This is a genomic window from Pseudogracilibacillus amylolyticus (SeqCode) (assembly GCF_051918545.1).
In the GTDB taxonomy this organism is placed as follows: domain Bacteria; phylum Bacillota; class Bacilli; order Bacillales; family Amphibacillaceae; genus Pseudogracilibacillus.
The window spans coordinates 62,344-78,986 of the sequence record NZ_JBPPZG010000001.1; the positions used below are offsets into that span (position 1 = coordinate 62,344).

The window sequence follows — 16,643 nt, forward strand, 5'->3', positions numbered from 1 at the left end:
AGCTACATAAGATCTTTTATAATAATTTTACTATCATCACAATAAAAGACTATTTAACTTATATAATTTTGAATCATTCGATTTTGCATTAACAAAATTGTATCTTTCAAGGCCGCTGCAGCTGCTGCTTTTGGATCAGATCTACCACCGGTCACTGTCAGTTCACCCATTGTATCTGTTACTAAGTAAATTCCTTTCTCTGAATTATTGACACTTGCCAAAGGATGTTCTGCACTCAATTTTTCTGGTTTTACGACTGCCTTTATTTGGTTGTCTTCCCTTTTAACCGTTCCAATTAATTTAATCACCTGTCCATTTTCCCTTGCGGATTCAATTTGTTCCGCAGTTATGTGAGTAATCCCTTTTATCTCAATGTCCTCTATGGTTAAATCAGCATCCATAACTGCATTTGCTAAAATTAAAATTTTGGATGCTGTATCAAAGCCTTCTACGTCATTAGTTGGATCAGGTTCAGCAATCCCTTTTTCTTGGGCTTGTTTTAAAGCCTCTTGATAAGACACTTTATTCTGTTCCATTTGCGTTAGGATATAATTAGTCGTTCCATTAAATATACCTTGAATTAATTCAATTTCGGTCCCGGCTAAGCTTTGTAAAGCCACATCTACAGTCGGTAGTGCGGCCGCTGTTGCACCACTTAATTTAATTTCTGCATTATTTTCTGAAGCTAATTGATTTAATTCCTGATAACTGTGAACAAGGGCTCCTTTACTTACAAAGACAACATGAATGCCTTGCTCTAATGCCTTTTTGGCATATTCTAAACTCAATCCACCAGTTTCTACATCGCTTACCCCTGCTTCTATTACGACATCCACCTTCACCTTATCTAATATCTCACTTCCTAAAACACCTATCTTACCCTTTTTTGGATATAAGCCGATTTTATTTTGTTTTTCTTTTGTTTCTATTAGTAGGTCTATATCAAGCCCCAGCTCATCCATTGCTATACCTGTAGAATCCGCCACACCTACCATTGATAATTCTAGATTGTATCGATTCCTCAATGCATTCTTTTTTTTCTTGAATTAATTTAAGAAAATTGACACCTACAGTTCCACATCCTAATAAAGCAAGCTTTACATTCATAATTATCCCACCTAACATTAATTTCCCAAAATAAAGGAACTAAAATGTTTCCCTTTCCCCTTTGGAAAATAGTTAATTTCACAAACATTATAATTGGCTTCTTACAAAATGCTCTATACATTTTAAAAAACTTTCTCTTTCACTAAGCAAATTTTGCGCTTCATCAACATCAACCTCTTTAAATTGAATTTTTCCTCCCGGAATAAGCTGTGCAACTTTCGGGATATCAACCGAAATTACAGTGGCAATTCTGGTGTATCCTCCAGTTGTCTGCCTATCGGCCATTAAGATAATAGGTTTTCCACTTGCTGGTACTTGAATACCACCAAAAGGGATTGCATCTGACCATATGTCTGCACCGTTCTGGTGAGTAATAGGTTGCGACTCCAGCTGGTAGCCCATCCGATCAGATTGTGGACTAATCGTATGTATTTCATTAAAAAAATTGTTTAGTCCTTCCTTGGTGAATCTATCCGTATGAGGCCCCTTCACAACTCGCACCTCAACTTCTTTACGATATGTTGGAATCTCCGTATAGAATATGCCTACTCCTGCTTTTCTTTTCGCTACAAAACCAAAAAGTTTATCACCCTTTGTAATTGCTTTTCCAATTCCTGCTCTAATATACGTTGATTTGCTTCCCATGACTATGGGAACATCAAACCCCCCGGAAACGGATAAGTATGATCTTATCCCAGATCTTGCAGATCCAAAAACTAGGTGATCACCTTTTTTTAACTGAATTGATTTCCACATAGATATTGGTTCACCGTTTACCCTTATATTAAAATCAGCTCCAGTAATAGCCATTGTAAAATCCGACATAACAATAAATTCAGGACCTACCATTGTTATCTCAATACATGCCTCATCCCTTTGATTTCCAACTAAAATATTTGCTACCTGCATAGCAAAAGGATCCATTGCCCCTGATGTTACAACTCCGTATTTTTGAAAGCCAAATCTTCCAAGATCTTGAATGGTTGTAAGTAGCCCCGGTTTTATTACTTTAAATAATGGTTGCCGATCCGCTTTAATCCCCGACACGTTTGATTAATATTCCTTCCCGTGACAATTGAGTTCTTAACTGTTTTGCAAACTCAAGTGCATTGGGGCCATCCCCATGTACACAAATTGTGTCTGCCTCAACTAAAACATCTGTCCCATCCACCGAGGTTACCTTTCCATCGATTATCATACTTAGAACTTGTTTCACCGCTTGATCCGCATCAGTAATCATCGCATTCTTCTCCGTTCTTGAAGTCAGAGAACCATCAGGTTGATATGTCCTATCAGCAAATACTTCCGAGGCTGTCTTTAACCCATATTTTTTCCAGCACGAATTAATTCACTTCCAGACAAACCGAATAATATCAAATGTTTATTAATTTCACCCACCGCTTTTGCAATTGCTTCTGCTATCTGTGAATCTTTTGCTGCAATATTAGCTAAGGCTCCGTGTGCTTTAACATGTTGCATAGGAACATGATGAATTCGACAAAAGGCATTTAATGCACCAATTTGATAAGCCGTGAGCCGATATATATCTTCAGGGTCAATGTGCATCACACGTCTGCCAAAGCCCAGTAAATCAGGAAAGCCAGGATGTGCCCCAATTCCAACTTGCTTATCCTTGGCCATCTTAACGGTTTTGTACATTACATTATAATCTCCAGCATGAAAGCCACAGGCTATATTCGCAGATGTGACAACATCTAGTATTTCTTCATCCGATCCAATTGTATAAACACCATAGCCTTCTCCTAAATCACAGTTTAGATCAATTGTATTTTTCTCCAACATTGAACACTTCCTTTTTGACTTTATACGTATGATTTTCTACTTTTCTTGCAATTGAATGAAATTCACCTTCAGAAACAGACACGAAACGAACCTTATCCCCAGCCTGAAATAAAAAGGGTTCTTCATGCGACATGTCGAATAATTTAACAGGTGTTCTTCCTATTAAATTTCCTCCCCCGGGTGAATCCATTGAATAGATGACTGTTTGCTCTCCAGCAATCCCAACTGCCCCACTAGGCACCTTCATCCTTGGTTTTGCAAATCTCGGAGTTGTAATAGATTCAGACAATCCTCCCATATAAGGAAAACCTGGAAGAAATCCCATCATATAAATGAGATAATCCGTATTTGTATGAATATTAATGACATCTTGCTCTGTTATTTGATTATGGCTGGCAACTTTTTCAAGATCGGGACCGTATTTTCCTCCATATAATGTTGGTATAAATACTAAATTTCTCTGCTCCGTCTCCAATGAAAAATCATAATTGGATATATTAAACAGTGCATTACATAGTGTGGGATAATTAATCTGTTCAGGCGAATAATAAATCGTAACAGAATCGTATGCTGGAACGTACTCTTGGATGCCGTTTACTTTTCCACTTTCCAGAATCCTACAAAAACCTTGAATCTTTCTATTTAACTCTGGAGAGACCCTATCACAAAACTGAACACGAACTCCCATATCTCCTAATGGTTGAAAGTCAATATTCAATAATTCCACACACCCTTTTTAAAATTAATATCCCTCTAAATAGGAATGTTAAAAAACGACGATACTATCTTGGTTGCAATGATATTTCCACAAGAATTTGGTCAGACACATTGATAAACACGGTCATTGATAGCAAACAGGAAGATATTAAGATGATATGGACGAGCATTAAATTTTAAAAACAAAAAGTTAGGATATCAAATTCGAGTATTTTTACTTTAGTAAAATTAATAATTAGGAACCACTATATCCCACTTATCTATTCTGTAACTTGAGTATTTACTCATTGATAATTCATTGAAGGAAATTAATTTAATAGTTTAAACTTCTGATAAACTATGAATGGGTAAAGCTTGATGTGAAACTGTTACATTGTACATACAAAAATTTGTCCTCTTAGTTTATTCGTATTGTCTAGACTTTTAATGCATTATACAAAGTTAATGCATAAATTTTTGTAGCTGTAACCACCTCAGTTATATCTACATATTCATCCGGAATATGACCTACCAAAATTTTTCCTGGACCAAAAATAACAGTAGGAATATTTCCTTTGTTCACTAAATAGTCTGCATCGTCATGTTGAGGTGTTCCCCCGAATTCCCAAGGAATGTTTAGTGTTTCAAAGGCATCAACCATACTCTTTACAATTTTTTCGTTTTCATCCGAAAGAGCAGGTTTTGATGTGTATGTTAATTCAACATTTGCTTTAAAATTTTGATCTTCTGATTCTAACTTACGTAGAATTTTTTTAACATCTTTTAAAAATTCCTCGCCACTCTCACCTGGAACAAGAAATCGGGAGACCTTTAAGGAACATTCATCCGGGACTACACTTGATCTTTCACCACCCGTTATTACACCTGGAACAAGTGAACCGTTCCCTGTGTACTTATGAAAGCCTGGTTTTATTTTATTTAACTCCTGTATGACTTTAACCATTTGATCAATGGCATTTATACCAGCCTCAGGGGTGGCTCCATGAGCTCTCTTTCCCAAAGTATTAATCACTAGTTCAGCCATACCTCCACAAGCTAGGCCAATCTTCATATCAATTGCTTCTCCATTGATTGCCATATCGGCCGTAAATCCATCTTCCAGCAATTTATATGTTCCTTTACGTTTTTCATTTTGAACTTCTTCTTCAATAACATGTGTAATGGCGATCTCTCCAGCTAAATCTACCCCTGATTCTATTAAAGCCTTAATTGCCAGTATATGACAAACCATACTAGACTTACAATCGCAACTTCCCCGACCATACAATTTATCACCTTCTATTTCAGCCCCTAATGGATCCTTGATCCATCCTTCACCATAACCTACCGTGTCCAAATGACTATTTAAAGCAATGCGTGGCCCTGGTTTACTCCCTTTGAAAATAGCAATAACGTTTCCATGTCGATCAATTTTCGTGTCAAGACCGAGCTTAGTACAAGTTTCCGCCACAATTTCAGCAAGCTTTGCCTCATCTCCACTTATACTTGGAGTTTTAACGAAAAAACTTAACAAATCAATAATTTCTTCTCTGTCAATACTTTCAATAATTTTATTATGCATAATAGCACCCCTTCTTCCAAAAGTATATACAATTTTGAAATGATATCTATAATAGTTACAGGAATAACATCCTTTCTCCCCTGCTTTCGCTTCACATTATAAAGGCATTAAGATTAAATAATATTAAATGAAAATATACTTGGTATTTTATGGAATTTATAAAGGCAGCAAATTAAAATTCTTTAGATCTCATAGAACGAACACCCTGGTAAATTTAGCGGCTCATAGGTTGTTATGACAACAGAAAAACCTTTTCTCCTGTTATAAATTATAGGGTTCAAATTATGCCGAACAGTTGTAAAAATACTCGAACCGCCAAGAAGGTTACAGTAACCATAATAATCCCATAAATAATATTCTGCCTTGTATTGTTTACTCCTTCATTTAAAAAATCTTTCTTATTACACAGCAACCAGATTAACCCGACGACTAATGGTAATGCTAACCCATTTAATGCTTGTGCTGTAACAATTACTGCCACTGGCATTGAATCGAACAATGATACGATAATAACAGGAAAAATACTTACGATAATCATAAACAGTCGACTTCGGTTAGCTTTATAATCTTCTGGTAAACCAACTGCTTGATTCATAAGCAGAGGTTGTAAGCTAATATGATATAGACCCGATGAAATAGCCGCCGCCCACAAACCTAAGGCAAAAAGTATTCCAGCATAACGTCCTAGTAAAGGAGTTAATTGAACAGCCATATCGTGTGCACTAGTCACTTCAATTCCTTCTGCATACATCATAGTACCAGCACAAATTACAATCGCTATTGTAATTAGGGCTGTAACAATCATATTTAGTCTTAAATCAAATCGAGAAAGTAGTAGCTTTAATGCATTAGAGTCATCACTATTTTCATATTTCTTTTTTAAGAAAGCTGACAGGGCTAATACGATATTTGGTGGCATAGTAGTCGCTAATAACGCCAAAATCAACCAATAATCTCCGCCAGGAATTGTAAACGAAAACCCTTCTGTAATTAAATCACCCATACTAGGCCCAGATACAAATGCAGTAATGACAAAAGCAAGAACCATTAGTGAGATCAAAACGATATTAACGTTCTCGATAATTTTGTATACCCCTATCCAAGCTATAACAAGAGCGATTAATGACATTATTAGAGCCCACATAGTAATGGACATGCCAGAAATGAAGTAATCCATAGCCATACCAGCACCAATAAAGTTACCTGATTGGAATGCAATTCCACCTAATAGTATTGCGATATAAAGAAAGATAGAAGCTGGTTTCCCTATAAACTGACGAACTCCCTCCAATAAAGATATCCGCTTATGCACTGTAATCCTTACAGCAGGTTCTTGAAAAAAATAAGAGAATAGGCAAGCTATCACAACAATCCATATCGCTTGATAGCGATAGGTAGCACCTAAAACAGATGCTGTTGTTACCGTCCCTGGCCCAATAATTGCTGCAGCAATGATGGCGGCTGGACCAATAGCTCTAAGGCGGTCCATAAAGTTCAGTTTTGGATCCAATTCTGGTTTAATACTTTCTTTTACTATTGCCATAAAATAAACCTCCTTCTAATAATTTTTTTATTTTAATTCCTTTATTGAAAGGATTTAAAATTTAATCAAAGGGTAGTACATGAATTAAGGCTATTGCTGGATGAAATATCTTTCTATTATTAATTTCTAAGTTTAAAGTAATTACATGGCGGGAGTTAACTGAAATTTTAACAGGAGCTCGAATATTCCAAGTAAATTCGTTTTGATCTTTGTCGGGGTTTAATACCCCCATTTTCGATCCCTGTAGAACTTGAAACCCATCAGGAAATATTAAAGTTGCTTTGATTGGCAAATCTGTTTGACAATAATTTTTTAATATAAATGTGAGTTTAAAGTCTTTTCCCACACAAACTTGTTGATAGTATGGATAAAAGTGGGTCCAAAAAGGATCAATTCCTAAATTTGTTGGTTTAGGCAGTAATGAGACTGCTGTCTTATCTACTTCTTCAGCCCATTCATGGAGTTGAACTAAATCTTGGTTTTCTACGTATATTGGGTCGTAATGGCCTCCTAAAATGATCTCAACTTTATGTTCCATTAATTGTTTGGCTAAATTTTGGTAAGTACCTAACTCATATTCATTTTTAAAGATTACAGGTTCTTTGATTCCACCTTCTTTTAAAGGCCATACATTATCTCCACAAAAAGCAACTTGATAGCCATTAATATTCGTAAATAATGCCATCGAATACTTTGTCTGTCCAGGTTGAAATTGAAAAGTTAAATCGAATCCTTTCCAATGTATTGTTATACAGTCTTCAATAATTCTGTCATATTCTAGAAATATGGGATAGATGCAAGGTAAGTCTTTTGATCCAGGTTGCCTTAACACTGAAAGTAAGTCTTCGTGCACCCAAATCTCAGTTTCCATAAAAATATCTTCCACATTATTAGATCCAAATCTATGTTGCAATTCAGGGATTCGAGCAATATGGTCGTCATGATAATGGGTAATAGTAATTACATCAATTTTTTGAACACTGAATTCCTTTTGGAACTTTTTAATAATTTCTTCTTCTATATATCCATAATCAATAATAAATGCATATCCATCATTCGAAATAATAGCCCAACTTGTTTTATCCAAATAAACTAAATTCGGTAAAACTTTATGAAGTGGAGACAACTTCCTACTAATTCGTTTTGGTGTTAGAAGCTCTCTCCAGTAATCTATTTTTTCTATAAGTCTATTTATTAATTCCCGTTTATAAGTAAATGGGTTGCCTTGAGATGGTAAAAGTTTCTGAGGATTAATTTTAACTAACTTTATTAATGAATCTATTAAAGTTTTAAAGCTTCCTCCTGCTTCCCAATGCTCCGGCATATATTCCCACTGTACATCATAAAGATTAGGTAGCTTTTCATTCGAATACAGCAAATTTCCAATAAATAAATATGATTGACATTTGTTTTCTATGAGATAAGATACAGCCCCCTTTGTAGACCCTGGTGTATCAATTATTTTAATAGTCCACGAACCGAATTTAATAGAATCTTTATCAGTTATTCCTCGCACTTGGTCGACATCAAGAGGAGGAGGAAAATAGGGACCCAAATCGTAATTTAAGAAAACTCTTCTTTGTTGCCAAAACTCTGAAGCTTCCCTTAACAAATGAACTTCTGCCTGTGGTGCAATAATTTTACTACCGCTTTTATCGTAATCAATCAGTCCAATACTATGCCCATAATTATGATCAGTTAAGAAAATCATCTCTAATTGTGCAATACCAATCTCTTTTAAACTAGGCATAAAACTTCCAGTTCCAAAGTTTATAGCAATTCCTTTATTTTCATGCCGTAATATATAAACGTTGCATATATCTTCAACAAGAAATAAATCTTGAGCCAAGGGCTTAAACATAATTAATGTCCTCCAAACTCCAATAGAATTATAAAAATAAAATCCTTTTATTCTTCTATCAATTGCCCATTTAATAAATCTGTTACAAACATATAGCCCGGTTCATGAGTAATCATCAAATTTGGTTTAGCTTGTTTAGCTACTATTTGTGGGGTAACACCACAAGCCCAAAAAACTGGCACTTCCCCCGGGTGAATATGGACTGACTTACCATAATCTGGTTGATCAATTTTCGAAATTCCAATTTTTTCAGGGGAACCTATATGGACAGGTGTACCATGAGTTTCCGGATATTTTGACGTAATGTCAATCGCCTTCTTTACTTGACCCTCTGGGATTGGTCGCATACTAACAACCATTGGACCTTTGAATACTCCTGCCCCAATACATTGTATATTGGTTATATACATTGGCACTGGGTTCCCAGCTTGGTGAGCCATTTTAATACCATTATTCACTAAAGCATCTTCAAAGGATACACTACAACCAAGAAGAAAGGAAACCAAATCTTTTTCCCAAATATCAACTATGTCTGTTACAGTTTTTATTAAAGATCCATTCTTGTATATTCGATATTTACCAATATCGGTGCGTAAATCACCCTTTTTAGCTAACCTTTTTGGTACATATGAACCAATATCAGTCACTTCTAATAGTGGACAAGGTTTAGGATCTCGTTGACAAAATAATAAAAAATCAGTAGCAAGGTCTTTTTTAAGGATAACTAAATTGGCCTGAATAAACCCATTAGCAATTCCAGTTGTACTTCTATTTAACTTATTTTCTCTGATAAGTTGACGTACAGTGCTAGGTGTGCTTTTTGCCAAGTTATATTTATTACTCACAAATATCCTCCTTTACCCCAATAGAATAAACTTGTTAACGGATTATCGTTCTCATTCTTAGCCGTTCATTGGAATCGCTTTCATAAAATGGATGAATGGATTGATCTGCTAGTTAATTTTCTTTATAGAAACTGCTATTTTTGTTAAAGCTTTTTCAATATTTTCAAAGGAATTGGCAAAAGATATTCTGATGTACCCCTCCCCATACTTCCCAAAGGCTGAACCTGGAACTACGGCTACCCCAGCTTCATGAAGAATATAACGTGCAACTTCTTCGGAACTTCTCCCCAACATTTTCACATTGACAAAAGCATAAAACGCACCATGAGGTGTGGCTACACTAAGCCCGTCAATTTCATTTATACATTCAACAACCAGTTTCCTTCTCCGGTTAAATTCGTTCCTCATTGTTTCTACATTTTGCTGTGGACCTTTTAACGCAGCTTCCGCTCCAAATTGAGCAAAGGATGTGGCACAAGTTACTGTATATTGATGTACACGCACCATCGCATCGATGAAGGGCTTAGCTGCTGCAACATATCCAATTCTCCACCCTGTCATTGAGTACGCCTTTGAAAATCCACCTATTGTTAAGGTACGTTCTTTCATCCCCGGAAAGCTTGCAATGCTATAATGCCTACAGTCTTCATAAATCAACTTTTCATATATCTCATCGGAAAGTACAATTAAATCATGTTCTATAGCCAGATTTGCAAGCTTCTCAAGCGCTTCTTTACTTGCTACCGATCCTGTTGGATTATGAGGTGTATTAACAATAATCATTTTTGTCTTCGGAGTGATTAGTTTTTCAATTTCTTCAGGATTTAAATTATAACCATCTTCTTCTTTCAGTTGATAAGAAACACTTTTTGCACCTGCAAGCTCTACACAATAAAAATAATGAAGCCAAGCTGGGTCTGGAACGAGCACCTCATCACCTAGATCAAGCAATGCAAGAGTCGCAAGCGATACCGCCTCATTCGCTCCAACAGTTACAATCAACTCTCCATCTTCCAGTGCAAGCCCATTCTCTGTTTTCAATTTCTCCTTTAGTGCTTCCAAAAGCCCAACAATACCATAATTAGAAGTATAATGGACTTGACCATCCTTTATTGCCTTTATTGCCGCTTCCTTTATATGAGATGGTGTATCAAAATCCGGACGTCCAATACCAAGATTGATTATTTCTTTCCCATTACTCTCCAACAGATTAACTTCTTCAAACACCTTACGAATCCCTGAAAAAGGGATTTGATGCATTCTTTTTGCTTCAATGGATGATATCATTTTTTTACCCACCTTCGTATGAATTTTCTTTACTACAGGATCCAGCATGATTGGAAAATGAGAAGTTGCTATTTTACCTTTTCTTATAATCCAGTCATAATCTTATGTATTATACTAAAATCCAGGTCTGTTTTCCTAAGATCCTGAATTTTTCGTTAAATAGAAAACCCTTATGTCTTTAATATCTCTAGGAGTGTACAGAAGCAATTAATTGAATTTCAACAGGTGCATTGCCAGGCAACGAAGGAACGCCTATTGCAGCCCGACACCCAATACCTTTGCTACCTAGTTTTTCAAATAAATATTCGGAAGCAAAATCTGCCAGACTTGAATGCATTTGAAATGTTTCGTCAGCATTCACATAAACGGTAAGTGAAAGAACCTGCGCCAAGCGTTCATCTTCTACAAGCGTATCCTTAGCAGCAGTAATTGCATTAGCAACCGCCTGTCTTACTGCTGCCTTATAGTTTGTGATAGACTCTCCTGTTTGTACTTTTCCAATTTGAATCAGTACTCCGTTTTTTCTTGGTGTCATTCCGGCTGTATAAATGATATTCCCAAAGCGGGTGGCGGGTACATATTTACCTTGGGGAATAGGGGTGTTATTATTATTTGACGTGTTCATTCTGATATGCCTCCACCACCTGAATGAGTCGCTCTATTGCACTCACTGCTACTTTATGATCTTGAGAAAAGTTTATTCGAAAGCTATCCGTAAACTGTGATCCGAATTCTGTACCCGGCGTCACGATAACATTAGCTTGAAGCCTTAGTATTTTTACGAACTCATTAATTGGCATATCCAATTGAGTTATTCTTGGAAACAGATAACTACCAGCCTCTGTAAGTCTAACGTTAAATCCATTTGCTTCTTGTAATTTAGAGACTAGATCGTCACGAATTGCTTGGTGTTCTAAAATCCGCTTTTCCATCCAGCCTTTAGGTTCCGAAAACCATGTCTTTAAAACGGCTTGGCTATATCCGCCCGCACGAAGGGATACAATAGCTTGCAGCTTTTCCATTCGCTCAATTATTTTAGCCGACCCAAATGCAACTCCTAACCTGTATCCACTAAGCGACTCTGTTTTTGATGGACCAATAATGGTGATGACATTTTCAGGATTAACAATATCCTGTGCACACAAATGTGTAAAAGTTCTTTTTTCAAATATTTGCCGTGAATACAATTGGTCGACGATTACTGATGCTCCATACTGTTCTGCAAGTTCAGCAATTTTAAGAATTTCATCCTTAGAATAAATAACGCCTACAGGATTATTTGGATTAGAGAATAAAAATAATTTAACACCTTGTTTAAAAGCTTCTTCTAACTGCGTTAAATCCAACCCCGCAGAAGCATCATTTTCAAAATAATCCATCTGAATTGGAACAATTTCACCATCAAAGAATTCGACTAATTTCCGATTTGCAAAATAATCTGGTTCGACAATTGCAACCTTATCACCTTTAGCCACTGTGGATCCCATTGCCAGAAAAAGTGCACCTTGTGTTCCAGGAGTAATGATAAAATTCTCATCGGAGTTAATTTTTGCACCAGTAAAATCAGATAGCTTTTTAGCCACATTTTCTCGGATATCCATACTCCCACGATATTCGGTATAAGCTTGCTTACCACCAATATGAACTCCTTCAATAAACACATCCAAGGAACCTGGAATAGGCTTGAAGGCATCTACATCACCATGTGAAAAGTCAACTGGAGTACCAGGTATTTTATCAAAACGCAGTTTAATTTCATTCGTATTTTGTCTTACTTCTTGTCCGGGTGCATATTCAGCACCAAGTTTTAAAAACTTTTCTTCAATTAAACTCATTCTTCGATACACCCTTTTCATTTTTATAGTTTTGCATATTTTTTGTTTATTCTTTATATTTATTATAGTATCTCTTGTAATTCGGGAACGCCAATAGGAAAATATTATAATGATATATATAATTCTTTATATGATTTAAAAAAGTACAACAATCAATCAGAATTCTCTTCATCTAGGTATGTATCACAACTAAGAAAGCGAGGATCAATTTATGTTAAAAAACATGGATTATGTTCATGCGGTATATGTACATAAAAGTTTTTCTAAAGCGGCTGAAAAACTTTATATTTCTCAACCTGCACTTAGTGCAACAATTAAAAGAGTCGAGGAGGAAATTGGCCTTCCTATTTTTGACAGGAGTAGTAATCCGATTCAATTAACACAAGCAGGAAAGTATTATATTGAATCAATTGAATCAATCATGAATCTTGAAAACGAGATGAGATCTTATTTTAATAGCTTGTTAGATAACAACCGTGGGACCATTAATGTAGGGGCTGCTTCCTTTTATTGTACGTATATTCTCCCGACAATCATACAAGATTTTAGGGTAGAATACCCTGATTATACTGTAAATCTATTGGAAGCAAACGCCGATGAGTTGATGAAATGTTTACATTCAGGAATTGTCGATATAGTAATAGACGTTGAAAAAAAAGGAATTCCAAGAGCTTTTGATTCCCTTGTGTGGTCGAAGGAAAATTTATTACTTGCAGTTCCTTCATCTTATGATATAAATAATCAGTTAAAAACATACCGTCTAACTTTCGATGACATTGCGAGTGGGAATTACTTAAATAAAAAACATCCAAAAGTGGATGTGAAAATGTTTAAAAATGAAAATTTTCTTTTGTTAAAACAAGGAAATGATATGTACGAGAGGAGCATAAACATATGTAAGAAGGCGGACTTTACTCCGAAGGTCACCATATACTTAGACCAAATGCTTACAGCCTATAATATTGCTCGAAAGGGTAAAGGAATTGCCTTTGTCCGTACTGGAATAACTCGTTATTTGGAAACAACAAATGAATTGTACTTTTATAAAATAAATGACGAAAATGCTTACCAGAATATTATGTTATATTTTAAAAAAACAGAACCACTTTCAACAGTTGGAATGGATTTTATTACGTTCTTAACTAGTAAAGAGCATGATAAAACTTCACAATGAATAAGTAAGGTTGTAGTGATTTTTAGAACACATATTTTGATATTAAAAGAACGCTCTTTTTGTATACATCACCAAGCATATTTTGATAAGACCTTTAAGCAACTTTTGCACTATTAATAATAATAGAGCGTTCTTTTTAAAATTTTTACCCTAGCTTATTTGCCTCTACAATTTTTTGTGTTATCTCTAAGAATTCTTCTATCTCTTCTATGTTATTACAATGTAATGGTGATACTCTAATGACACCATTCAATCCAAATGATTTTAACATTCTTTTTGAATAAATACTTGATGCAACACGTTCATAAACTATTATATTTTCAGCTTCATATTGTTTCACTGCTTCTTTATAATCTAAACCATCTATGCTTATTGCGATGATCAAATCCCTTTTAGACAAATCTTCATAGTCTAAGTGAACAGTAACCCCTTGAATACTTCTTAACCCCTTCACTTTATCTGTTCCATTCAACATGGTTTCAAGAAGCGCTCTTTCATGTAAAGCAATTCGTGTCATTCCTTCTACATATAAGCTTCTTCTATCCTCTTTTTTTGAAAACTTACTACCTATCCAACACACATAGTCTGTAATCTCACTTATTGCAGCAAAATGTCCTGTGGCTGAACCACCTAGTTCCAGATCACCATCTTCTTTTCCATATAAACGATGATGGGGAAGTTTAGAAGCTCTATCGGAAAGATAAGCAATACCACTCCCTTTTACACCGAAAAATTTATAAGGAGCAAAATTCGTTGCATCTATAGGAGTTTTTTCAATATCGATAATCCCATGTGGAGCATGTTGTACCGCGTCAACAATAATATATAAATCTGGTTTTATTTTTCTTGCTTCTTCCACAATTGTTTCGATATCTAAGATAGCTCCCGATATATTAGACGCATAAATAACACTTAATAGGCATGTTTCATTATCAATTTGCTTTACTATTTCTTCAACATCCACTCCCCCAGTAACCCGATTTGTTTTTGCGATGCGCAATTCTTTTCCTAATTTATTCGCATAAAATTTAGCTGCGTCATATGCCGAAGGATGCTCTAATGCAGTAGTTACTATATTGGCCCCTTCAATGTTTTCAGCTATCACACCAGTGATGTCAAAAATTGCTTGAGAAGCGGTAAGGTAGGTTTTAATACTACCATTTTTCGCATTAAATATCGTCCGAATATCTTGTTCACCCTGCCGTTCAACACTTACCAAATATTTTGCGGTTTCATGTTCACGTAAAGGATGATCGGGAATCAAATCATGCTTCGCAAATTTCTCATTAGCACTTTTTAACTTAAGAGAACCTCCTGCATTGTCAAAAAATAATCTTTTCTTCTTGTTTAGAAGATCAATATCGATGTATGCAAATCTTCCTCTAATTTCCGACAATAATTCTTCACTAAACAATGCCTCGTTTTCTAGTTTAACCATTGTTTTATATCCTCCAATTATAATACGATTTAAACTAATAGTAATACTACTTTATCTTTAACTCCAATACGAAAAAGTTTATAATGATATACACTTTTCTATATATGGTATCATGAGAAAATTTTAAAATAGAAATATAAAGTAGAAAATGAAGTGTCCAAGTTCATTTAGGGGCTTATGAGGTATCATCATACCAAAAACTTAATGTCCTCTCCCCCTTTCTTTAATCCACCCACGGTAAATAGAATTTTCAAAAAATTACCTTGACAACATAATAATATGTCTTGTAAAATAAATTATACTACCCTAGTAGTATAGTGTGGAGTTGATGTTAATGAAGAAAATTGAACTATTTAAAAAATATGGTTTTTCGGAATATGAAGCAAAAATTTATCTGGCCTTACTAAAACAACACCCAATGAACGGCAATAATATATCGCTTCAGTCAGGAGTTCCGAGCGCAAAAGTATATCAAAATTTACCCCGTTTACTTGAAAAAGGATATATCTACTTGTTAAATGATGGTAAAGAAAATTCCAAGAAATTTTATGTTCCTTTACCATGGGAAAAGTTATTATCATTGTTGGAAAGCTCCCATAAACAAAACATGGAAATGATGGAAGAACATTTAAAACTCATTGAAACAAAAACAGAAGCTGAATGGTCCAAGCTTTATCATATTGAAGGATATGACGCATCTATTGAATTGTTTCAACAATTAATTGAACAAGCGGAGCAATCTATTTTATTTAGCGGATGGAATAATGAATTGATGCAAGCTTTTACAGAAATTGATAGCGCTAACAAACGTGGTGTTTCAGTTGTATCTATATTATTTGATGAAAATGCGAATACAGATATTCCGTGGACACATTTCCAACATCACAAAGGACAGTACACGAATGCAAGACATTTAGGAGAACTTGTAGCCGTATTTGATTCCAAAAAAGCATTTATTCTCAATTCAGAAAATCCGGCACACGGTATTATTTCGAATCATGCTGCACTCGTAAATATTGCCGAAAACTATATTCGTCATGATATTTACATTAACCGGATTTTATCGGAATTTGAAGATCTGCTTATCGAGAGATATGGTGAGAACTTAGAAAAATTAATTACTGATTTCTAACTTGAAAGGAGGATCGAACGAAACGGTTTTAATAAACAATATAGGTAACGTAAAAAGTTCTATGAAAAGTACCAGAAAGTAAAAAAACTTGAATTTTGATGGCAAAAAACGACCGCCATCGCTCTTGACAAACACGACAATGGTTTTTTTAAAAGATGTCAAGGGCGAAGGGGACAAAAAGTAGGCACGCTAAATAGCCCTTGACTTTTACCATTTTAACCCATTGTCAAGTTCGGTTTGTCAAGAGTTCGCTACGCCGATGGCTATTTGTCGGGCTCAGCTAAACAAAAAGCTAGGCTGATTGCTGCTGTTCAATCAAGAAGTCTTGTGACAACGCAAT

At 35.3% G+C, this 16,643-nt stretch carries 12 protein-coding genes and 2 pseudogenes; 2 read left to right on the top strand and 12 right to left on the bottom strand.

Features of this window, described 5'->3' with window-relative positions; genetic code table 11:
* Window positions 1-53: 53 nt before the first annotated feature.
* The 11 genes and pseudogenes from ACPYKA_RS00275 to ACPYKA_RS00325 form a co-directional block, all read right to left on the bottom strand.
* A pseudogene (locus tag ACPYKA_RS00275) lies at window positions 54-1,031 on the bottom strand (homoserine dehydrogenase); the annotation flags it as partial.
* Between the two features lie 163 nt (window positions 1,032-1,194).
* The gene (locus ACPYKA_RS00280) at window positions 1,195-2,154 is read right to left on the bottom strand and encodes a 5-oxoprolinase subunit C family protein (protein ID WP_479540413.1); all 960 of its coding nucleotides are present in this window, start codon (window positions 2,152-2,154) and stop codon (window positions 1,195-1,197) included.
* A pseudogene (locus ACPYKA_RS00285) lies at window positions 2,141-2,910 on the bottom strand (5-oxoprolinase subunit PxpA). The gene ACPYKA_RS00280 and the pseudogene ACPYKA_RS00285 overlap by 14 nt, the downstream one beginning before the upstream one ends.
* Window positions 2,888-3,628: a 5-oxoprolinase subunit PxpB gene (pxpB, locus tag ACPYKA_RS00290; protein ID WP_479540414.1), complete on the bottom strand. Its 741-nt coding sequence runs from the start codon at window positions 3,626-3,628 to the stop codon at window positions 2,888-2,890. The pseudogene ACPYKA_RS00285 and the gene pxpB overlap by 23 nt, the downstream one beginning before the upstream one ends.
* A 414-nt stretch (window positions 3,629-4,042) precedes the next feature.
* A complete protein-coding gene (locus ACPYKA_RS00295) occupies window positions 4,043-5,188 on the bottom strand; it encodes a M20 family metallopeptidase (protein ID WP_479540415.1) in 1,146 nt (381 codons plus the stop codon).
* Between the two features lie 277 nt (window positions 5,189-5,465).
* Window positions 5,466-6,731, bottom strand: a complete 1,266-nt coding sequence (locus tag ACPYKA_RS00300) for an Nramp family divalent metal transporter (protein WP_479540416.1) — start codon at window positions 6,729-6,731, stop codon at window positions 5,466-5,468.
* Window positions 6,732-6,792: 61 nt separating this feature from the next.
* Window positions 6,793-8,592 (bottom strand): MBL fold metallo-hydrolase, encoded by a 1,800-nt coding sequence (locus tag ACPYKA_RS00305; RefSeq protein WP_479540417.1) that lies wholly within the window; start codon window positions 8,590-8,592, stop codon window positions 6,793-6,795.
* Window positions 8,593-8,639: 47 nt separating this feature from the next.
* A complete protein-coding gene (locus ACPYKA_RS00310; RefSeq protein WP_479540418.1) occupies window positions 8,640-9,437 on the bottom strand; it encodes a putative hydro-lyase in 798 nt (265 codons plus the stop codon).
* A gap of 108 nt (window positions 9,438-9,545) precedes the next feature.
* Window positions 9,546-10,724, bottom strand: coding sequence for a pyridoxal phosphate-dependent aminotransferase (locus ACPYKA_RS00315; protein ID WP_479540419.1), 1,179 nt, complete (start codon window positions 10,722-10,724; stop codon window positions 9,546-9,548).
* Between the two features lie 187 nt (window positions 10,725-10,911).
* Window positions 10,912-11,349 (bottom strand): RidA family protein, encoded by a 438-nt coding sequence (locus ACPYKA_RS00320; protein ID WP_479540420.1) that lies wholly within the window; start codon window positions 11,347-11,349, stop codon window positions 10,912-10,914.
* Window positions 11,333-12,559, bottom strand: coding sequence for a pyridoxal phosphate-dependent aminotransferase (locus ACPYKA_RS00325; protein WP_479540421.1), 1,227 nt, complete (start codon window positions 12,557-12,559; stop codon window positions 11,333-11,335). Before ACPYKA_RS00325 ends, ACPYKA_RS00320 begins: the two co-directional genes overlap by 17 nt.
* A 211-nt stretch (window positions 12,560-12,770) precedes the next feature.
* Here ACPYKA_RS00325 and ACPYKA_RS00330 point away from each other — a divergent pair, with 211 nt between their 5' ends.
* Window positions 12,771-13,733 carry a LysR family transcriptional regulator gene (locus tag ACPYKA_RS00330; protein ID WP_479540422.1) on the top strand — a complete coding sequence of 321 codons (963 nt, stop codon included), beginning with the start codon at window positions 12,771-12,773 and terminating at the stop codon, window positions 13,731-13,733.
* Between the two features lie 145 nt (window positions 13,734-13,878).
* Here the strand turns inward: ACPYKA_RS00330 and ACPYKA_RS00335 are convergent, their stop codons facing one another.
* Window positions 13,879-15,171 carry an aminotransferase class V-fold PLP-dependent enzyme gene (locus ACPYKA_RS00335; RefSeq protein ID WP_479540423.1) on the bottom strand — a complete coding sequence of 431 codons (1,293 nt, stop codon included), beginning with the start codon at window positions 15,169-15,171 and terminating at the stop codon, window positions 13,879-13,881.
* A 334-nt stretch (window positions 15,172-15,505) separates the two neighbouring features.
* Between ACPYKA_RS00335 and ACPYKA_RS00340 the strand changes: the two genes are divergently transcribed.
* A complete protein-coding gene (locus ACPYKA_RS00340; protein WP_479540424.1) occupies window positions 15,506-16,303 on the top strand; it encodes a TrmB family transcriptional regulator in 798 nt (265 codons plus the stop codon).
* Window positions 16,304-16,643: the final 340 nt, after the last annotated feature.

Excerpts from the sequence above, each read along its gene's own strand:
- ACPYKA_RS00295 (WP_479540415.1), bottom strand. The coding sequence starts at position 5,188 with ATGCATAATAAAATTATTGAAAGTATTGACAGAGAAGAAATTATTGAT.
- ACPYKA_RS00300 (WP_479540416.1), bottom strand. The coding sequence starts at position 6,731 with ATGGCAATAGTAAAAGAAAGTATTAAACCAGAATTGGATCCAAAACTG.
- ACPYKA_RS00305 (WP_479540417.1), bottom strand. The coding sequence starts at position 8,592 with ATGTTTAAGCCCTTGGCTCAAGATTTATTTCTTGTTGAAGATATATGC.
- ACPYKA_RS00315 (WP_479540419.1), bottom strand. The coding sequence starts at position 10,724 with ATGATATCATCCATTGAAGCAAAAAGAATGCATCAAATCCCTTTTTCA.
- ACPYKA_RS00320 (WP_479540420.1), bottom strand. The coding sequence starts at position 11,349 with ATGAACACGTCAAATAATAATAACACCCCTATTCCCCAAGGTAAATAT.
- ACPYKA_RS00325 (WP_479540421.1), bottom strand. The coding sequence starts at position 12,559 with ATGAGTTTAATTGAAGAAAAGTTTTTAAAACTTGGTGCTGAATATGCA.
- ACPYKA_RS00330 (WP_479540422.1), top strand. The coding sequence starts at position 12,771 with ATGTTAAAAAACATGGATTATGTTCATGCGGTATATGTACATAAAAGT.
- ACPYKA_RS00335 (WP_479540423.1), bottom strand. The coding sequence starts at position 15,171 with ATGGTTAAACTAGAAAACGAGGCATTGTTTAGTGAAGAATTATTGTCG.
- ACPYKA_RS00340 (WP_479540424.1), top strand. The coding sequence starts at position 15,506 with ATGAAGAAAATTGAACTATTTAAAAAATATGGTTTTTCGGAATATGAA.